Here is a 17,369-nt window from a genome sequence, read left to right on the forward strand (position 1 = left end):
CCAACCTGCGACAACAACGGCCAGTCTTAAACTTCGTTAGTACAAAATATTCGATTTTGCAGCGCAAACTCCTGCTTGCGAAGTTGTAGTAAAATATGGCATGTTTACAGGCTAAACCGTTTGCGCACGAACGGAATCGAAATGAACAGCATTGCAAGAAGCGCGCCGATTCCGTCGTTGCGCAGGTCGTGCCAATCGGGGGTGCGGCCGGGCACAAACGACTGATGATATTCGTCGGTGACCCCGTACAGCAGGCAAAGCAGGATAACCCTCAGCTTCCCCTTCCATGTCAGCTTGTGCGGAGGGAATGCCCAAGCGTAGGTGATCGCCAGAATGAAATATGCAAAGAAATGGCCTACATCGAAGCTTTCCAGCCCGGGAATAAACTGCCGGAAGAAAGGCAGCCATCCTCCGAGATCGTCCCCTGTCCGGGAGGATAAGTAAAAAATAACGCCCATCCAAATGACGGAGGGCGAACAACGCAGCAAATATTTCATCGGCTCATCCTTGCTTTCGGATGTATTCGGCAAGTACGCGAACATACTCCTTTGTAAATGCCGGCAGGTCCGGCGGACGGCGGCCCGAAACGATATTGCGGTCCACCACGACCTCCTCATCCACCCAGATCGCGCCGGCGTTCTCCAGGTCGTCTTTGATGCCCGGAGTTGACGTCATCGTAAAACCGTTCACGATTTTCGCGGAGATAAGCACCCAGCCGGCATGGCAAATTTGCGCAATCGGCTTTTGCGTCGCATGAAACTCCCGCGTCAGACGCAGCACGTCGGCATAACGGCGCAGCTTGTCCGGCGCCCACCCGCCCGGTACATACAGCCCTATGTAATCTTCGGACCGCACCTGATCGAAGGCATATTCCGCCGTAAGCGGAACGCCGTATTTGCCGTGATACGTTTGCCCTGCCTTCGGTCCGGCCACGTGCACCTCGGCTCCCGATTCACGCAGACGCAGCACCGGATACCACATCTCCAAATCTTCAAACTCTTCGTCGACAACCGCTAAAACTTTATGCCCTTTAAGTTCCATGTTGTTCTCCTCCTGTACATGATTTGGCCAACATCTCCTGACGAAGATGACGGTTCAGTATTTCCACGATCGCCTCACTTGTTTTGCAGGCGAACAATTCGTCCATAAGGCCGGCGGATTCCGCTTGCCCGCTTTGCAAAATGCTGTTCTTGATCCGCAGGATCGACTGGATCGACATGCTGAGCTCGGTAATGCCGAGGCCAAGCCAGATGGGCACCGCCCTGAGATCGCCTGCCATTTCTCCGCAAACGCTCACCGGAATCCGATGGCGCCTTGCCGCATCGACAGTATGCTTAAGCAGACGCAGCACGGCCGGATGATACGGATCGTACAGGTGTGCGATCGATTCGTTCATCCGGTCGACCGCCAGCACGTACTGCACCAGGTCGTTCGTGCCGATGCTGAAGAAATTCACCTCTTGCGCGAGCAGATCGGCGACGATCGCCGCGGCCGGCACCTCGATCATGACGCCGACCTCGATATTCCGGTTAAACGGAATCTGCTCGTTCTCCAATTCGTTCTTCGCCTGCTCCAAAATCTGATTCGCCTGCCGGACTTCGATGAGCGAGGATATCATCGGATACATGATCTTCACGTTTCCGTAATGACTTGCCCGCAGTATCGCCCGCAGCTGCGTTTTGAACAAATCTTTGCGATCGAGCGAAATCCGGATTGCCCGGTAGCCGAGGAACGGATTTTCCTCCTCCGGTAGGGAAATGTAGTCCAGATTTTTATCCCCGCCGATGTCGAGCGTACGGATAATGACCGGTTTTTGCCCAAGGCGGACGGCCACCTGCCTGTACACTTCAAACTGCTCTTCTTCCTTCGGCAGGCTGTCCCGATCCATATATAAAAACTCGGTGCGGAACAGGCCGACGCCGGACGCCCCGTTTAATATCACCTGGTCCAGCTCCTTGACGGAGCTGATGTTCGCTTCCAACTGCACGGTAAAACCGTCGGTCGTCGTAGCCGGAACGTCGGCAAGCTCCTGCAGCTTCTCGCGCAGCTGCAGCCATTTCTGCTTCCGCTGCCGATACTCTTCCACCAGCTTCGCATCCGGGTTAATGTGGACAACGCCCTCTTCGCCGTCGATGATGATGTAATCTCCGGTCTGGATAGGCCGCTGCAGCTTGCCCTCAAGGCCGAGCACGTAAGGGATGCCCATCGCTCTCGCCATAATCGCCGCATGCGACGTTTTCCCGCCCAGCATCGTCACAAGGCCCAGCGCCTGGCTGAGATCGAGATGGGCCATATGCGATGGAGAAAGCTCCTTGGCAACCAGAATATACGGCTGGTCAAGTGGCAGCGCCGTTTCCTCGAGTTTGCCGAGCAGATGCTTGAGCAGGCGGTTTCCAACGTCCTTGATGTCAAGCGCACGGTCTTTCATGTATTGGTCGTCCAGCAGATCGAACATGCCGACAAATTTGTCGATGGCTTCTCTTACGGCGACCTCAGCCGCCTTGTACTGCCGCTGCATGATGCTTTGAACTTCGTTCATGAAAATCGGATCTTCCAGTATCGCCAAATGCGCATCGAAAATCGTCGATTCTTCTTCGCCGATCAGCGCAGCGATTTCCGTCTTGATATGTTCGATCTCCGTCTTGGAGCAGCGGATGCCGTCATACAGCCGTTCAAACTCGTAGGCCAAGTCGGCCACGTCGATCATTTTCTCCGGAAAATCCCACTCCCACGCCGGAATGACAAATGCTTTCCCCATTGCGATGCCCGGTGATGCTCCTATCCCCTCAACCAAAGGAAGTCCCCTCCTCACGTGCTGCAGTTTTCAGTACGACGGACATCACGGACGCCTGCCCTTTTTTTACAGCTTTATACGGCGCAAAGCTCCATGATTTCACTTGGTCTACGTTCGTAATCAGCATAGGCGTCGCCAGCGAGGTGCAGTTTTTCTTCACCTTTTGCAGGTTAAATCGTACCAACGTTTGGCCGACCTCCACCTCATCGCCTTCCTTGACGAAAGCGGTGAACCATTTGCCCTGTAAAGCGGCCGTATCAATCCCGATATGAAGCAGCACCTCCAGCCCTTCCTCGGTTTTAATTCCCAGCGCGTGCAGCGTCGGGTACAGCAGCGTGACCGTTCCGGCAACGGGCGCCACGAGCTCGCCTTTTTCCGGGATAAAAGCAACGCCGTTTCCGACGATTTTTCCGGCAAAAATTTTATCCGGCACTTCTTCGAGCGGAATCATACGTCCCTGCATCGGCGAGCTGAACAGCACCTGTCGGATGTCTTTGCCAAGCACCTTTTTGATTTCCTCGCGGATCAGCTCGGAGTAGGTGCCGAACACGACCTGCACATTACCGCCGCCCAGTCGGATGACTCCTGCCGCTCCCAGATGTTTGAGCGCGGCGATATCCATCAACCGGTCGTTGACAAGCGTCAACCGAAGACGGGTGATGCACGCTTCGATTTTTTGGACGTTCTCCTTGCCCCCCAGCGCCTGCAAAATAAGCGGAGACCGGTACGGAATGTCGCCGGCCCATTCTTCGAGCGGCGAGCCCTCTTCCCGCCCTGGGGTCGGAATGCGAAAGCGGCGGATCGCCCAGCGGAACAGCACATAATAGACGGCTCCGTATGCTACCCCGATCGGAATGAGGAGCCAGCCGTTTTTCGCCAAATGCAGGTTGATCAGGAAATCGATCGCTCCGGCCGAATAAGAGAAGCCGTGATGGATGTCGAAATAATACGAGATCCACATGGACAACCCGGACAAAATCGCATGAACGACGAACAAATAAGGCGCAACGAACAAAAACGCGAATTCGATCGGCTCCGTGACCCCGGTCAAAAAGGAAGAAAGCGCCGCGATCAGAAACGTCGCCTTGATTTTCGGCTTCAGGTCTTCACGCGCTTCCTGAATGATCGCAAAGGCGATGGCCGGCAGTGCAAACATCATGATCGGGTACAATCCGGCCATATAAATGCCTGCCGTGGGATCCCCTGCAAAGAAACGCGGCAAATCGCCGTACACCATGCGTCCCTGGGTTTGGTAAGCACCGATCTGAAACCAGAAAAAGTTATTGAATACATGGTGCAGTCCCGAGGGTACGAGGAGCCGGTAAATGACGCCGTACAGAAACGTCCCGAAACCGCCGAGCGACAATATCGCCCAAGACAGCTTTTCCATGCAGCGCTCCAAAAACGGGCCGATTTCCACCATCAGCCATGACAGCAGCAAAGTGACGATCCCCATCACCAGCGGGACGATGCGGGATCCGCCAAAAAACTGGATGTATTCGGGAAGCTGGATATTTTTGAAGCGGTGATACGTGATGGCCGCAAGCAGCCCGATCAATATGCCTCCGGGCACCCCGAGCTGAAAAGACGGACCCAAATAATGCTGGGTCGTTTGCGTGAACATGTAGTAGCTGATCAGGGCGGACATGCCGGCGATTCCCGCGCTTTCCGTGAGACCCAGCGCTACGCCGACCGCAAAAATCATCGGCAGGTAGGTAAATACGATTTCTCCGGCGAATGTGAATATGTCCCCCAAACGTTCCAAAGAAACCCTTTCCCAGGGCAAATTCCCGAGCCGCAGCAAAATCGCCCCGACCGGAAGGGCGATCGTGGGAAGCATGAGGGAGCGGCCTAACTGCTGCAAATTCCCCATCCAGTTCAAGGACGTTGTCCCTCCCTATTAAAAACATACTATTACGATGGTAAATCGATACGGGCGTTTTGTCAAAAGTTTATTGCCCCGGCTCTTTTCCAAAGGGAGTTTTCAAAACGATTGCCTCCCCCTAAATCCGCCTCCGCAAGAGGGGAACCCCAGGCGCTGCGCCCTGGACCCGCTTTAACCCCAATCGTTTGGGACACGAAGTGCTCCCGAGGTACTTATGTGCTCAAATTCGCGATTGTCTTGCCCTGACCAAACATAAAAATTAAACAAAACAAACAAAAGATAAAACAAAGGAGTACCGGGCTAGTGCCTGTACTCCTCGTTATTGTTAAAACTGAGGGAACTGCGTTTTATAGTTTGCGAATTGCTGCTGGATTTGGCCGATCTCCTGCTGGTCGGCGGCTTTCATCTTATACCAGCCTTTTTGGAACATCGTGTCGAAAATTTTAAACTGGAGCTGATGAATGTCGTTCAAAATGTCAAAGACCGTTTGCCGCAGCTTAGGGTTTTGCATTTCGTTCAGGCCGGTGTTGTAGCCGTTGGTCAAATATTTTTCAAACGATAAAATATCGTTGATCCGGTCGCGGTCATTGATTTCCGGGCCCTTTACCTTCGGGAGTTGTCCGGTTTGGGGTACAGCGATTTGCGCAGCCAAAGAAAGTCCCCCTTTACAATGATGTTAAGATGGCAGCTGGGCTAAAAGCGTTTCGAAATGCTGGATATGTTTCTTCCCCGCTTCCTGAATCAACTGCTGGATTTCCTGATCTTCGCAGCGGCTTGCGGCATCGGCGCATTTTTTCATCGCCAGCAGCTCCCAGGACATGAAGTCTTTGATATAATGCAGCTCTTTATCGGAAAAAAGATTCCGGTCCGCTGTCATTTGAGCATTATTCGGCATGGCGTTTCCCCCCGTTTCAAGAAATGGGCGGGCCCTGAACAGGCCCGCCGCGGCATCGTTTTATTGCTAAATTTACAGCAGATTAAAATTGGCGGCCGAAGCTGCTGGCGCCGAATTGGCTTTGGTTTTGGAAGCTCGAAGACGGGAATTGGCTAAAGGAAGAGCTTGCGCCAATGCCGTACTGGGATTGAGCCGGCTGCACGGAGTCCGCTCTCAGGTATTGGTCATGACCTTGCTGGTTCCCGCGGTAGTTAGCCGTATGGTACGCTTGCGGGTTCGTTTGATAGCTCGAATAGGAAGATTGGCCTGCACCCCATTGGGAGCCGATGCTGCTTCCGAACGAAGAGATGCCTTGGTTAAAGCTGGAAGCCCCGATGCCAAATTGAGATTGGGCCGGCTGTACAGAGTCCGCTCTCAAATATTGGTCGTGTCCCTGTTGGTTTCCGCGGTAGTTAGCGGTGTGGTAAGCTTGCGGATTCGTTTGCTGCCATTGCTGCTGCTGAGAAGGCTGGAACTGGCTGCCGAACGCATTGGATGCAGCACCGCCGTATTGGGATTGAACGAAACCAACCGGCTGGTATTTAGCTGTGTTTCCGCGATATTGGGAACCTACAAAGCCGGTGCTGCCGAAAGAACCTTGAAATGCGTTGTTTTGGAACTGGTTATACATTCGTTAAAGCCTCCTTGGAGATTTTAAGTTGAGTCTTCCAAATGAGAACCTTTAAAAGTCGTTTCCCATTTACGAAGCCTTTCTTATTTTCTCAGGCGGCTTGTATTTTTATGAATGTTCGAAACTGGAAAGTCCGCCCACGGAATACCTCTTGCTTCCCCCCTAAGTCCCCCCATTGGGGGGACCCCAGGCGCTCGGGCGCCCTGGACCCGCCCGTTTAGAGTAGGTACTCGCTTCTAATTCGCGTTTGTCCGGCATGGATTTTTGCTTTCAGGCAAAAATCCTATGCCGGACACGCTTCACTTTTGGAGCGGTGCCCGGTTAAGCTTCTCAGTGCCTCGATCCCGCATTTGCCTGCCATGGTTTTGCTGCGCAAAACCTATGGCAGGCACGCTCTACTTTTGAATGAACCGTGTAAGCGAATCAATCAAAAAGTTACCATACCAAGCAAATACAAAAAAATGAAAACAAAAAGCTTGCCAATGAACATGGCAAGCTTATTTGCTCAGCGCTTCTTTGACGGTCTGATACAGCAGGCTGGCGCTGCTGCGCGGCGACATTTGCTTCGTGATGGCCGAAACGACCGCGATGCCGTCTGCGCCGCCGCTGATCACATGATGAGCGTTCTCGTGCGTGATGCCGCCGATGCCGACCATCGGTACGTTCCAACGCTGCCGGATATGCCACAACAGGCCCGTGCCTACCGGATCGCCGGCATCGCTTTTGGACATCGTCGCATAGATCGCCCCGACGCCCAAATAATCGGCCCCCTGCGCAATCGCGTATTCGGCTTCTTCCAGATTGCCGGCGGAGATGCCGATGATTTTGCCCGGGCCGAGCAGCTTGCGCGCATCGCTGCCCGGAATGTCGTCCTGGCCGACATGGACGCCGTCCGCATCCAGCAAGAGGGAGACGTCAATCCGGTCGTTAACGATGAAAGGAACGTGATATTTGCGGCACAGATCGCGGATTTGTCGGCCTTGCTCGAGCACCTTGTGCATCGGTTCGTTTTTCTCCCTGAGCTGCAGTAAAGTAACCCCGCCCTCCAACGCTTCGCGGGCCACTTCTACTGCACTCAGCCTGCCGTTCCCTTCCAAACCCATGACCAGATAGAGCGGCAAATATTGTCTGATTCGTTGACGAAGCACCATATTCACACCTTACCGTTCGCGTTTATGCGTTGCGCGGGTTTAAAATCGCGTCCTCCACCTTGATGCAGCGGTCCATAATCACTTCGAGCCCGTTTTGCTGCGCCAGCGCAGCCGCTTCTTCGTTGACGATGCCCAGCTGCAGCCAGAGCACCTTCGCTTTAATCGCAATAGCCTCTTCGGCAACCGGCATAATATGTTCGCTGCGGCGGAACACGTTGACGATATCGATCGGCTCCGGGATATCCGTTAAGGATGCGTAACATTTTTCGCCTAAAATGGTTTGCGCGTTCGGATTGACCGGAATGATCCGGTAACCTCTTTTTTGCATCGCCTCGGCGACCATGTGCGAAGTCCGTTCCGGATTGTCGGACAGCCCGACAACGGCAATGTTGCCGGCACCTGCCAGTATTTCCTTGATCCGTTCGCGGGAAGGATTTTCGAATGCCATTTTGCTCAACCTCCTTATTTGTTGTACGAAAGGGCCTGCCGTCCCATAGCTTCCCACGTTGCGATAAATTGATCCTTGTCGATGCGCTGCTTCGCTTTTTCGCTCAGCGGATCGTTCACATATACCGCTTCTTCGTCGACTCCGACCACCAGCACGGCATGCTCCATAAATGTGGTCTGAATCGGCCCTATCGGCGTATCCCATATGACCCACTCGCTCGGCACCCGATAATCGATCGTTGTCCAGGCAACGACAGGAATGCCGTTTAAAATTTGCTGCTCCACTTTCTCAAACGGCTGCCTGGTCAAGTCCACCGCCGTCGGCACGTATTTTTTCAACAAATCCGCCAGCGCCGTATGGTAGATGCCGAATCCTCTCCCCGATTGGCCTGTAGCGTCGCCGACAAATCCGAGGTTCGGATTGCCCCACGATATGATCGAGCCGTCCTTTCCTCTCACGAGAGGTGTCTTATCGACTTTCATTTCCGGCAAAAGTTCCATTTTGCTTTTTTTTACGCCGTAAAACTGCAGCAGCATCGTGAGGCTCGTAATTTCGCACCCGGATGGCAGCTCCGGCTTTTGGCGGATGAGCGGAGCGTCGATCATGTTTGATTTCTTGGGCGCGGGGTCGGGCGCTGCCGGAGCCGTCTGGGCCTTGGCGGTAGGAGGATTGCTGCCCGCAGCCGTTTCGGCATAAGCAATTGATCCTGAAACCTCCCGCTCAGCGGCGAAAAGCTCTTTGCCTGTATATTTGGCATACAGCAAAAGGGTGAAGACGCCGCTGGCAAACAGGAGACCGACGATGAGAAAAAAGCCGAATGTCACTTTCATCCCTGCCCACAGGACTCTAACCATCCACACCCCTCCTGATCATCTATGGATGCCGGTGAATTAATCCTGTACCAATTCGATATTCGCGCCAAGCGACAGCAGATGTTCGAAATATTGCGGATACGACTTGGCGACATGATGAGCGTCGCGAATCGTAAGCCCCTTTTCCGAACGCAAGCCGACGACGGTTAACGCCATAATAACGCGATGATCGTAATGCGCATTGATCTCTACTCCACCGGGTACGCCTTCCGGACGGCCGTGAACGATAATTTCGCTTTGCCGCTCCTCGACGTTTGCCCCCGCCTTGCGCAGCTCGGTTACGAAATCGGTGATCCGGTCGCACTCCTTGTAACGCAGGTTTTCGACGTTGTAAAACCGCGACGTGCCTTCCGCGAATACAGCCGCCGCCACCATGGCAAGCACCGCATCCGTGAAATGGTCGCCGTCGAATTCGCCGGCCGTAAGCCGCTGATTGCCCTGTACATGAACAACCCCGTTGTCATGCGTCAGGTTGACGTTCATCGCACGCAATACATCAACAACGGCGCGTTCGCCCTGGCGGCTTTTCTCCTCAAGACGAAGCACCTTCACATCGGAGTTCGTGACCGCCGCCGCCGCCAAAATCGCCGCAGAGCCGGGGTAATCACCCTGCACGACGTATTTCTGCGGGCTGTACCTTTGTTTGCCCGGCACCTTGTATCGCATCAGGTCAGCCGATGCTTCGATGCGTACTCCGGCCTGTTCGATAACTTCAAGCGTCTGTCCAACGATGACCTTCGATTTCAGATCGTGCAGCACTTCGATTTCGCTGTCCTCGTCCAGCAGCGGCGTCATGAACAGCAGCGAGCTGAGAAACTGCGAGCTGACGTTGCCGGATACGCTGATCTTTCCGCCGCGCGGATGGCCTCCGCGGATTGTTATCGGCAGCTTGCCGTTCTGGTGCTCGATCTCGACGCCCATTTGCTGCAGCGCAACGATCAAGTCGTCGTGCGGCCTTTTGCCGAGCGAGTTCGGATAGGCATTGATAAACGTAACTTCAGGGCAGAAGGAAGCGACGGACATCAGAAAACGCAGCACCGCACCGGCGTTGCCGACGTTCAGCTCCTTCACGTCCTTCGGCTTCCGGCCGAATCCGGTAATCGTCATCTTCTCGTCGTCTTCTTCGACGATGGCACCCAAATCTTTGATGCAGCGGCGCATCGCATCGCTGTCTTCGCTGTGCGCCGGATAATAAACGGTGCTTGTCCCTTCCGCCAAAGCGCCGATCAGCATATAACGGGTCGTGTAATTTTTCGAAGATAAGGCGTTAATCGTTCCTTCCAACCGGCCGGTTGGCTTGACAATGGCTTTCATCGTTATGTATCTCTCCTGTTCAACTTATGTAGCCCGCATATGCAAGCAAAATTCCGAGGCTGTAGCTCATTCCCGTGTATAAAATCGAGGCGCCCCATCGGCCCCCCCTGAGCAGGTTCACATTTTCCAGCTTGAAGGTGGAAAACGTCGTAAAAGCCCCCATAAATCCGGTGCCCCACAGCAGCACAAACCGGGGATCCGCAGAATGGCCTGCCATAAACCCAAGAAGCCACGAACCGAGCACGTTTACAGTCAGTGTACCATACGGAATCGTTCTTGGAAACCGTTTTGCAATGAACCCGGATAAGCCGTAGCGGGCGATCGCTCCCAAAAAACCGCCGGCACCGACCAGAACGACGTTCCAGATCATGCTTCGCCTCCCCCCTTTCCCGCTGCCGCGTAACCGAGCCAGGCCAACCCGAGGCCGCCCCATAGGCTGAAAAGAAAATAAGCGGCCGCCATACCCGGCAGGTCCGCCTGCAGCAGCTTGACCGATTCGACGCTGAATGCGGAAAACGTCGTAAACGAGCCGATAAAGCCGGTCGTTATCGCCGCTTTAAGGTTCGGGCGCGCGCTCAAGCCTTTGGCGTTTGCAAGCCAGCCGAGAAAGAAGCACCCGGCATAGTTGCAGATGAGCGTTCCTATCGGCATCGCCGTCAGCCGGTCGGGATTGAACAATATGGACAAACCGTACCTGGAGAGCGCTCCGAGCACTCCGGCCGCGCCGATATACAATATCCTCAAAGGGAATCCCCTCCGTTTGACTCTTTGCCGGCATTTCAATATTATGGAACTAACAAAGCCCGCAGTTATTCGCCAAAACCATATTTTTCCACAATCTTACAGAAAGCAGGTTCCCGATATGAAAACGATCACCGTACAACAACTGAAAGAGCGGCTGGCGCAAGGTGAAAGTCTGACTTTGATCGACGTCCGCGAGCCGGAGGAAGTCGCACAAGGCATGATTCCGGGCGCCGTCCATATCCCGCTGGGAGAAATACCGGATCGTTTCGCCGAAATTCCGAAAGACCGCGAGACCATTATGATTTGCCGCAGTGGTAACCGCAGCAGCCGCGCAATCGAATTTTTGCAGCATCATGGCTACGACAATCTGGTCAACATGACCGGCGGCATGCTCGCCTGGGAGCAAATCTGACCGCCCTTACAGCCGATCTTTTATATGGCGGACGATTTGTTCGACCGTATAAGCGGATGTATCGACAGCTACATGGGCGAAATCGTAGGCATGTTTTCTTTGCTCGGCTAGCGTCCGCACCCGCTCCTCGACGTTGCCTTGAAACAGAGGGCGGCTGCTGTCCGAGCGGACCCGCTCGATGATCACTTCAGCCGGAGCTTTCAGCGCGATGACGAGGCCTCCCTCGGTCATCGCGCGGCGGTTCGCCTCGGCGAGGACCGCCCCTCCGCCGGTGGATACAACCCGTTTTTCCCCGTCCAGCATACGCCGGATCATATCCGTCTCGATCGCCCGGAATTCCGGCTCTCCCCGCTCCGCAAAAATTTGCGATATCGGCATCCCCTGCTCGCGTTCGATTTCCTGATCCGTATCAACCCATTCCCAGCCGAGTGCTGCGGCCAGCGCTTGTCCAACCGTCGACTTTCCGGTGCCTGCCATGCCAATCAACACGATATTTTTTGCCATCATTTTTTGCCCCTTCTTTATGCATTCCCTTGATCCAAATATCTCGCCATTTTCATATCATACCACAGAAGGATAACCTGACGAATACAATCTTGTCTCTTTTCATATGATAGATTGTGAATAAATTCCATTTTATGATGTTATGCTTATATGTATACAAGCCGTGCTCTATCTTTGATCAAGGAGAGATGTACCGTCATGCATTCCGCCCAGCCGAGCCGCAGCCCGCAGCCTCCCGCTGCCGCTGCCAACCCGACCCAGCAAAAGCTGAACCATATCATGGATCCGGCCACTCCGCTTTGCCGGGACGAAGTCGTTTGGATTTTGGAGTATATCAAAAAAAAGGTGGCTGAGGAAGACCCGAACTTGCTGAGCCTTCCCCAACCACGTTTGCTGCAAAATTTCCGTTATTTCGCCGAGGTCGCGCTGATGTTGATTCAGCGCCGCAACGGCTTCGATCAAGAAGCCGACCGTTTGAAGAAATGGGTCACGGAAGCTTCCCACGGGCTGATTCCGCAAGAACGAAACCGGTAGCCCGCAACCTCCCCAGCCGTTACTCCATCCAGTTGAAGTGGAAGGTGCCTTCTTTGTCGAGACGCTGGAACGTATGCGCCCCGAAATAGTCTCTTTGTGCCTGCAGCAGGTTAGCCGGCAAACGCTCGGTCCGGTAGCTGTCGTAATAAGCCAAAGCGGAAGCGAAGGCCGGCACCGGAATGCCGCGGCTGACTGCGATCGAAATCACTTTTCTCCATGCCGCCTGATATTTCTCCACGACGTTTTTAAAGTAGTCGTCCAGCAGCAGGTTTTTCAATTCCGGATTGCGGTCGTACGCGTCCTTGATGTTTTGCAGGAAACGGGCGCGAATGATGCAGCCGCCGCGGAAGATCATTGCGATGCTGCCGTAATCCAAGTTCCAGTTGTATTCCTCCGAAGCCGCACGCATTTGCGCGAAGCCTTGCGCATAGGAGCAAATTTTGCTCGCGTACAAAGCCTGGCGCACCGCTTCGACGAACTCGGCGCGGTCGCCGTCGAACGGAGCGGCAGCCGGTCCGCTGAGCACCTTGCTTGCAGCAACGCGCTCCTGCTTCATGGCGGATAGGAAACGCGAGAACACGGATTCCGTGATGATCGACAGCGGAATGCCGAGATTCAGCGCATCCTGGCTCGTCCATTTGCCTGTACCTTTTTGGCCGGCGGAATCGAGGATCACATCGACCATCGGCTTGCCGGTGTCCGGATCTTTTTTCGTGAAAATGTCGGTGGTGATCTCGATCAGGTAGCTGTCGAGCTCGCCTTTATTCCATTCTGCAAAAATGCTGTGCAGCTCGTCGGTGTTGACGCCGAGCACGTCTTTCAGCAGATGATAAGCTTCGCAAATAAGCTGCATGTCGCCGTATTCGATGCCGTTGTGCACCATTTTGACGTAGTGCCCTGCGCCATCCGGTCCGATGTACGTGCAGCAAGGGTCGCCGCCCACTTTCGCGGAAATCGCCGTCAGGATCGGCTCGACGAGCTCGTAAGCGTCCTTCTGGCCGCCCGGCATGATCGAAGGTCCTTTAAGCGCACCTTCTTCGCCGCCGGAAACGCCCGTGCCAATGAAGCGGATGCCGTGTGCTTCCAGCTCCTTGTTGCGGCGCTGCGTATCCGGGAAATAAGCGTTGCCGCCGTCGATGACGATGTCGCCTTTATCCAGATGCGGAATGAGCGAGTTGATCGTATCGTCCGTCCCTTTGCCCGCCTGGACCATGATCAAAATTTTGCGCGGCGTCTCGAGTGAAGCGACGAATTCCTCAATGGAGTATGTACCTACGAGGTTTTTGCCCTTCGCTTCTTCCAGCAGAGCGTCGGTTTTTTCGCGGGAACGGTTGTACACGGAAACGGTAAACCCGCGGCTCTCGATGTTGAGAGCGAGGTTTTTGCCCATTACCGCCAGGCCGATTACGCCGATTTGTTGTTTGGACATGGTTTCTTTCATCCTCTCTATCTGAAATATTTAGATCGTCATTGCTCCGAAGCCGCCGTCCACGCGAATGAGGGCGCCGGTCACGAAGCTCGACGCTTTCTCGGAGGCCAGGAACACCGCTGCGCCTTGCAGCTCTTCGGCTTCGCCGAAACGGTTCATCGGCGTATGGCGCATGATCGATTCGACTCGGTCCGGGGACAAAATTTTGCGGTTTTGTTCAGCCGGGAAAAAACCCGGAACGATCGCATTGACGCGAACGCGGGCGGGAGCGAATTCGCGGGCCAAAAACCTGGTCATGTTGTTGACGGCCGCCTTGGATGCCGAGTAGGTGAATACGCGGGAAAGCGGAATTTCGGAAGAAGCGGACGAGATGTTGATGATGCTGCCGCCTTCGCCTTGATCCACCATATGTTTCCCAAAAATTTGACACGCTAACACGACGCTTTTCACGTTAACTTCCATGATGGAATCATATTCCTCCATCGTGATGTCGAAAAACGGCGTCGGACTGTTTTTGCCCGGGGCGTTCATCAGCACATCGACGCGTCCGGTCCAGGCAAGCACGTCCGCAAGCACCTGCTTCAAATCGTCTGCGCTGGTTGCATCGGCGCTGAACACTTTGGCGTTGCCCCCTGCTTCGCGTATGCGGGCGGCTACCGCCTCCGACTTCTCCGCGTTGCGTCCGACAACGGCGACATCCGCGCCGTGGCCGCCCAAAGCGACGGCCATCGCACCGCCCAAGGTGCTGTTGCCTCCGATAATAACCGCTGTTTTTCCCGTCAAGTCAAATAAATTCATCGGTGTTGCCTCCATTCGTCTCATTATAATCCACTTGAAAACAGGTGGGAAGACCTTCCTTCATTTTCGTTATCCGAAGATTAACGATGCGTTACTTCGTGAACTCTTTCTGGAATTCGGCAATCGCGTCGAAGTCGCCGCGAAGCTGGTGATACACGTTGCTGTAAATTTTCGTCAGACGGCGGTAAATCTCCACGTTTTGCGGGTTCGCCTCATGATGATGATTGACATGGAGCCAGTGGTTGACGCCCGAGAAGTCGCTGATCTCGCCCATCGCCAGCATGCCAAGCTGCGCTGCTCCCAGTCCGGAGCTTTCGATCGAAGTCGGCACCGCCACGTGCGTATCGAGCACATCCGCCATGATTTGCAGCCAGAACGGCGAACGCGCGAAACCTCCGGAAGCACGAACTTCTTTCGTTTTGCCGTTCATTTCTTCCAGTGCGGACACGACAGAATGAATCCGGTACATGACGCCCTCCAGCACGGAACGGATCATATGCGTCTTCTGATGGTACAGTGACAAGCCGAAAAATACGCCTCGGGCGTTGGCGTTCCAATACGGAGCCCGCTCTCCGGCAAGCAGCGGCAGGAAAATCAGCCCGTCCGACCCGGCCGGCACCGATGCCGCCAGCTCGGTCAGGTAATCGTAAGGATCCATGCCGCGGCGCCGGCCTTCCTCCGCTTCCAGCGTGGCAAGCTGGTCGCGCACCCAGCGGAACATGATGCCGCCGTTGTTGATCGCGCCGCCGACGCACCAGAAATGTTCGTTCAGCGCATAGCAGAACAAGCGGCCCTTCGGGTCGGTGATCGGTTCGCGCACGACGCCGCGCACCGCGCCGCTCGTGCCGATCGTTACCGAATAGACGCCCTTATCGAGTGCGCCTACGCCCAGATTAGCCAGCACGCCGTCGGAAGCGCCGACGACAAACGGCGTGTCGGTGCGAAGGCCCATCGCCTGAGCATATTCGCTTTTCATGCCTTCGAGCTTGTACGTCGTCGACACCGGTCTGGATAACTGGTCGCGGCGGATGCCGGTTGTCGCCAGCGCCTGCTCGTCCCAATCGAGATTGCGCAGGTTGAACATGCCTGTTGCGCTGGCGATCGAGTAGTCGATCACGAGCTCGCCGAACAGCTTGGCGAAGACGTACTCCTTAATGCCGATGAACTTGTACGCATTTTGATGCAGATCCGGCCGGTTGTCCTTCATCCACATCAGCTTGAGAAGCGGCGACATCGGATGAATCGGCGTCCCCGTATTCAAATAAATTTGATGGCCGTCCAGCTCGTTTTTGAGCTTGCTTACGTATCCCGCACTGCGGTTGTCGGCCCATGTGATGCATTGCGTGAGCGGATACAGATCGCGGTCGATCGCGATCAAACTGTGCATCGCCGAGCTGAACGACACGCAGAGCACCTGCTCCGGCGCGATGGCCGCCTTGACGACGACAGCCTGAATGGCGCCGAGCAGCGCCCGGAATATTTCATCCGGGTCCTGCTCGGCCATATCCGGCCTTGGTGTATACAGCGGGTATTCAACCGAATGGGAGGCGAGCACATTTCCGTCACGGTCGATCACAAGCGTCTTCGCGCTGGTCGTTCCCAAATCGGCGGCGATGATGTAAGGCTTGTTTGCGGATGTGGAACTCATTTCACCAAATTCCCTTCACTGTCAAATTGCAGATCGTAAGGCTCGGAAATAATTTCGATGTCGGGGTGACGGCGCGCTTCTTCCAGCATGTTGACGGAAATCTCGATTTCGCCGAGGTGCAGCGTATCTTTGATGCGGACAAGACGGCATTTGGTGTAATCGAGAATGTTGCACGTCTTGACGGCCGCCTTGATCGCGTAATAGTCGTTTTCCAGCGTCGTAGCGATCTTGGTCGGCGCGCATACCGTTGAAGTCAGCCCGTTGACTTGCGTGGCGTCGCGGTCCATCTTGTCCACGAGACGCTGCGTCGTAAAGTCGGCCGTGCCGACGCCGTTGGCGTTCCCCTTCGTTTCCGGAGTCAGATCGAGCACGACCATCTTGGACACGTCCGGACCGCCGTGCGCATAAGGCGTCGGATAACGCCCGGTGATGTTCGGATCCATGCCGTCGCCGCTGATGTTTTTGCCGATGTAGTCGATCACCAGCGCGTCGATCTGGTCGAACAAAATTTTCGGCAGGCGCGCCTTCGCTTCCTTAAGCAGCTCGATCTCGCGCTCTTCGATTTGCGCAGCCGGCAGCACTTCGACGCGGCACGTTTCGTCGTACGCGTTCTCCACAAGCGCAACGCCGAATTTGATCGGCAGCTTGTCGATCATGATGCGGGCCATTGCCGGCACGTTTTCGGCCATGTACTTAAAGCCGAGCTGGTGACACGCTTCCGCGCCCTTCTGCTTGCCGAGGCCGATGGCGATCATCTTCATGATGCCGCTCTCGATCGGACCGCGGAACGCCGTATGCGGCTTGACGCGGTTGATCACGACGATCGCGTCAGCTTCCGAGGCGATCTTGTCGACGTAGACCGGCAGGCCGTTCGGCAGCTGATCGAGCTGAATCACTTCCATCGACGAACGGATCGGAGCGCCCATCGCTTCCTCCGTCACCCCAAGATGATGCAGCACGTCGCGCTGCCCTTCGGCGGTGGCACCGCCGTGGCTGCCCATGCAGGGCACGATGAACGGATGTGCGCCAACCGCTTTGATCGCGTCGATCGTCGTTTTCGTGAACAGCGCGATGTTGGCGACGCCGCGGCTGCCGACGGCGACGGCAACCTGCTGTCCCGGCTTCAGCGTATCGACCGCTCCGGGCTTCTGCAGCTCCTGCTTCAGCACCTCCGCCGGATTGTCCAGCTTGGTCGCATCGAATTTTTGCCGGATGCGGACCATTTGCGGAATCGGAATGTCCTCCAGCACTTTTCTCAAAATACTCATCGC

Annotated in this window: 20 protein-coding genes; 2 read left to right on the forward strand and 18 right to left on the reverse strand. The window is 55.1% G+C overall.

Annotation, left to right across the window (positions count from 1 at the left end; translation table 11 throughout):
- Nucleotides 1-104 precede the first annotated feature (104 nt).
- The 13 genes from MYS68_RS14305 to crcB (MYS68_RS14365) all read right to left on the reverse strand — a co-directional run bounded on the left by MYS68_RS14305 (nucleotide 105) and on the right by crcB (MYS68_RS14365) (nucleotide 10,773).
- Nucleotides 105-530: a VanZ family protein gene (locus tag MYS68_RS14305; protein WP_338043574.1), complete on the reverse strand. Its 426-nt coding sequence runs from the start codon at nucleotides 528-530 to the stop codon at nucleotides 105-107.
- Nucleotides 502-1,041: a type 1 glutamine amidotransferase domain-containing protein gene (locus tag MYS68_RS14310; RefSeq protein ID WP_248926492.1), complete on the reverse strand. Its 540-nt coding sequence runs from the start codon at nucleotides 1,039-1,041 to the stop codon at nucleotides 502-504. Before MYS68_RS14310 ends, MYS68_RS14305 begins: the two co-directional genes overlap by 29 nt.
- Nucleotides 1,031-2,794: a phosphoenolpyruvate--protein phosphotransferase gene (ptsP, locus tag MYS68_RS14315; RefSeq protein WP_248926493.1), complete on the reverse strand. Its 1,764-nt coding sequence runs from the start codon at nucleotides 2,792-2,794 to the stop codon at nucleotides 1,031-1,033. Before ptsP ends, MYS68_RS14310 begins: the two co-directional genes overlap by 11 nt.
- Nucleotides 2,787-4,676, reverse strand: coding sequence for a glucose PTS transporter subunit IIA (locus MYS68_RS14320; RefSeq protein ID WP_248926494.1), 1,890 nt, complete (start codon nucleotides 4,674-4,676; stop codon nucleotides 2,787-2,789). Before MYS68_RS14320 ends, ptsP begins: the two co-directional genes overlap by 8 nt.
- 328 nt (nucleotides 4,677-5,004) lie before the next feature.
- On the reverse strand, nucleotides 5,005-5,331 hold the full coding sequence (locus MYS68_RS14325; RefSeq protein ID WP_248926495.1) for a spore coat protein: 327 nt from the start codon (nucleotides 5,329-5,331) through the stop codon (nucleotides 5,005-5,007).
- 24 nt (nucleotides 5,332-5,355) lie between these two features.
- The gene (locus MYS68_RS14330; RefSeq protein ID WP_248926496.1) at nucleotides 5,356-5,574 is read right to left on the reverse strand and encodes a hypothetical protein; all 219 of its coding nucleotides are present in this window, start codon (nucleotides 5,572-5,574) and stop codon (nucleotides 5,356-5,358) included.
- Between the two features lie 82 nt (nucleotides 5,575-5,656).
- The gene (locus MYS68_RS14335; protein ID WP_248926497.1) at nucleotides 5,657-6,244 is read right to left on the reverse strand and encodes a hypothetical protein; all 588 of its coding nucleotides are present in this window, start codon (nucleotides 6,242-6,244) and stop codon (nucleotides 5,657-5,659) included.
- Between the two features lie 497 nt (nucleotides 6,245-6,741).
- Nucleotides 6,742-7,392 (reverse strand): thiamine phosphate synthase, encoded by a 651-nt coding sequence (gene thiE, locus MYS68_RS14340; protein WP_248926498.1) that lies wholly within the window; start codon nucleotides 7,390-7,392, stop codon nucleotides 6,742-6,744.
- 25 nt (nucleotides 7,393-7,417) lie between these two features.
- Nucleotides 7,418-7,843, reverse strand: coding sequence for a CoA-binding protein (locus tag MYS68_RS14345; RefSeq protein ID WP_248926499.1), 426 nt, complete (start codon nucleotides 7,841-7,843; stop codon nucleotides 7,418-7,420).
- A gap of 14 nt (nucleotides 7,844-7,857) precedes the next feature.
- Nucleotides 7,858-8,697 (reverse strand): C39 family peptidase, encoded by an 840-nt coding sequence (locus MYS68_RS14350; protein WP_248926500.1) that lies wholly within the window; start codon nucleotides 8,695-8,697, stop codon nucleotides 7,858-7,860.
- 36 nt (nucleotides 8,698-8,733) lie between these two features.
- Entirely contained in the window at nucleotides 8,734-10,029 is a 1,296-nt protein-coding gene (gene aroA, locus MYS68_RS14355) for a 3-phosphoshikimate 1-carboxyvinyltransferase (RefSeq protein ID WP_248926501.1), read from the reverse strand.
- A gap of 19 nt (nucleotides 10,030-10,048) precedes the next feature.
- Nucleotides 10,049-10,399, reverse strand: a complete 351-nt coding sequence (gene crcB / locus MYS68_RS14360) for a fluoride efflux transporter CrcB (RefSeq protein ID WP_248926502.1) — start codon at nucleotides 10,397-10,399, stop codon at nucleotides 10,049-10,051.
- Nucleotides 10,396-10,773, reverse strand: coding sequence for a fluoride efflux transporter CrcB (gene crcB / locus MYS68_RS14365; protein WP_248926503.1), 378 nt, complete (start codon nucleotides 10,771-10,773; stop codon nucleotides 10,396-10,398). The genes crcB (MYS68_RS14360) and crcB (MYS68_RS14365) overlap by 4 nt, the downstream gene beginning before the upstream one ends.
- A gap of 118 nt (nucleotides 10,774-10,891) precedes the next feature.
- Between crcB (MYS68_RS14365) and MYS68_RS14370 the strand changes: the two genes are divergently transcribed.
- Entirely contained in the window at nucleotides 10,892-11,185 is a 294-nt protein-coding gene (locus tag MYS68_RS14370; RefSeq protein ID WP_248926504.1) for a rhodanese-like domain-containing protein, read from the forward strand.
- A gap of 6 nt (nucleotides 11,186-11,191) precedes the next feature.
- On the opposite strand, the gene MYS68_RS14375 is transcribed toward MYS68_RS14370, so the two are convergent.
- Complete coding sequence (locus tag MYS68_RS14375; RefSeq protein WP_248926505.1) at nucleotides 11,192-11,692, reverse strand: shikimate kinase; 501 nt, start codon at nucleotides 11,690-11,692, stop codon at nucleotides 11,192-11,194.
- 195 nt (nucleotides 11,693-11,887) lie between these two features.
- Between MYS68_RS14375 and MYS68_RS14380 the strand changes: the two genes are divergently transcribed.
- The gene (locus MYS68_RS14380) at nucleotides 11,888-12,223 is read left to right on the forward strand and encodes a hypothetical protein (RefSeq protein ID WP_248926506.1); all 336 of its coding nucleotides are present in this window, start codon (nucleotides 11,888-11,890) and stop codon (nucleotides 12,221-12,223) included.
- Nucleotides 12,224-12,242: 19 nt separating this feature from the next.
- Here the strand turns inward: MYS68_RS14380 and gndA are convergent, their stop codons facing one another.
- The 4 genes from gndA to MYS68_RS14400 all read right to left on the reverse strand — a co-directional run bounded on the left by gndA (nucleotide 12,243) and on the right by MYS68_RS14400 (nucleotide 17,366).
- Nucleotides 12,243-13,652, reverse strand: coding sequence for an NADP-dependent phosphogluconate dehydrogenase (gene gndA, locus MYS68_RS14385; protein WP_248926507.1), 1,410 nt, complete (start codon nucleotides 13,650-13,652; stop codon nucleotides 12,243-12,245).
- Nucleotides 13,653-13,682: 30 nt separating this feature from the next.
- The gene (locus MYS68_RS14390; protein WP_248926508.1) at nucleotides 13,683-14,450 is read right to left on the reverse strand and encodes an SDR family oxidoreductase; all 768 of its coding nucleotides are present in this window, start codon (nucleotides 14,448-14,450) and stop codon (nucleotides 13,683-13,685) included.
- Between the two features lie 91 nt (nucleotides 14,451-14,541).
- Nucleotides 14,542-16,098 carry a gluconokinase gene (gntK, locus tag MYS68_RS14395; protein ID WP_248926509.1) on the reverse strand — a complete coding sequence of 519 codons (1,557 nt, stop codon included), beginning with the start codon at nucleotides 16,096-16,098 and terminating at the stop codon, nucleotides 14,542-14,544.
- Nucleotides 16,095-17,366 (reverse strand): nickel pincer cofactor-dependent isomerase, group 22, encoded by a 1,272-nt coding sequence (locus tag MYS68_RS14400; protein ID WP_248926510.1) that lies wholly within the window; start codon nucleotides 17,364-17,366, stop codon nucleotides 16,095-16,097. The genes gntK and MYS68_RS14400 overlap by 4 nt, the downstream gene beginning before the upstream one ends.
- Nucleotides 17,367-17,369 lie beyond the last annotated feature (3 nt).

It is taken from the genome of Paenibacillus hamazuiensis, from assembly GCF_023276405.1.
Taxonomy (GTDB): Bacteria; Bacillota; Bacilli; order Paenibacillales; family NBRC-103111; genus Paenibacillus_AF; species Paenibacillus_AF hamazuiensis.

Coding starts and splice junctions, on each gene's coding strand:
- MYS68_RS14375 (WP_248926505.1), bottom strand. CDS start 11,692: ATGATGGCAAAAAATATCGTGTTGATTGGCATGGCAGGCACCGGAAAG.
- gntK (WP_248926509.1), bottom strand. CDS start 16,098: ATGAGTTCCACATCCGCAAACAAGCCTTACATCATCGCCGCCGATTTG.
- MYS68_RS14400 (WP_248926510.1), bottom strand. CDS start 17,366: ATGAGTATTTTGAGAAAAGTGCTGGAGGACATTCCGATTCCGCAAATG.
- crcB (WP_248926502.1), bottom strand. CDS start 10,399: ATGATCTGGAACGTCGTTCTGGTCGGTGCCGGCGGTTTTTTGGGAGCG.
- MYS68_RS14345 (WP_248926499.1), bottom strand. CDS start 7,843: ATGGCATTCGAAAATCCTTCCCGCGAACGGATCAAGGAAATACTGGCA.
- MYS68_RS14380 (WP_248926506.1), top strand. CDS start 11,888: ATGCATTCCGCCCAGCCGAGCCGCAGCCCGCAGCCTCCCGCTGCCGCT.
- aroA (WP_248926501.1), bottom strand. CDS start 10,029: ATGAAAGCCATTGTCAAGCCAACCGGCCGGTTGGAAGGAACGATTAAC.
- MYS68_RS14390 (WP_248926508.1), bottom strand. CDS start 14,450: ATGAATTTATTTGACTTGACGGGAAAAACAGCGGTTATTATCGGAGGC.
- MYS68_RS14330 (WP_248926496.1), bottom strand. CDS start 5,574: ATGCCGAATAATGCTCAAATGACAGCGGACCGGAATCTTTTTTCCGAT.
- MYS68_RS14335 (WP_248926497.1), bottom strand. CDS start 6,244: ATGTATAACCAGTTCCAAAACAACGCATTTCAAGGTTCTTTCGGCAGC.
- MYS68_RS14350 (WP_248926500.1), bottom strand. CDS start 8,697: ATGGTTAGAGTCCTGTGGGCAGGGATGAAAGTGACATTCGGCTTTTTT.
- MYS68_RS14310 (WP_248926492.1), bottom strand. CDS start 1,041: ATGGAACTTAAAGGGCATAAAGTTTTAGCGGTTGTCGACGAAGAGTTT.
- gndA (WP_248926507.1), bottom strand. CDS start 13,652: ATGTCCAAACAACAAATCGGCGTAATCGGCCTGGCGGTAATGGGCAAA.
- MYS68_RS14370 (WP_248926504.1), top strand. CDS start 10,892: ATGAAAACGATCACCGTACAACAACTGAAAGAGCGGCTGGCGCAAGGT.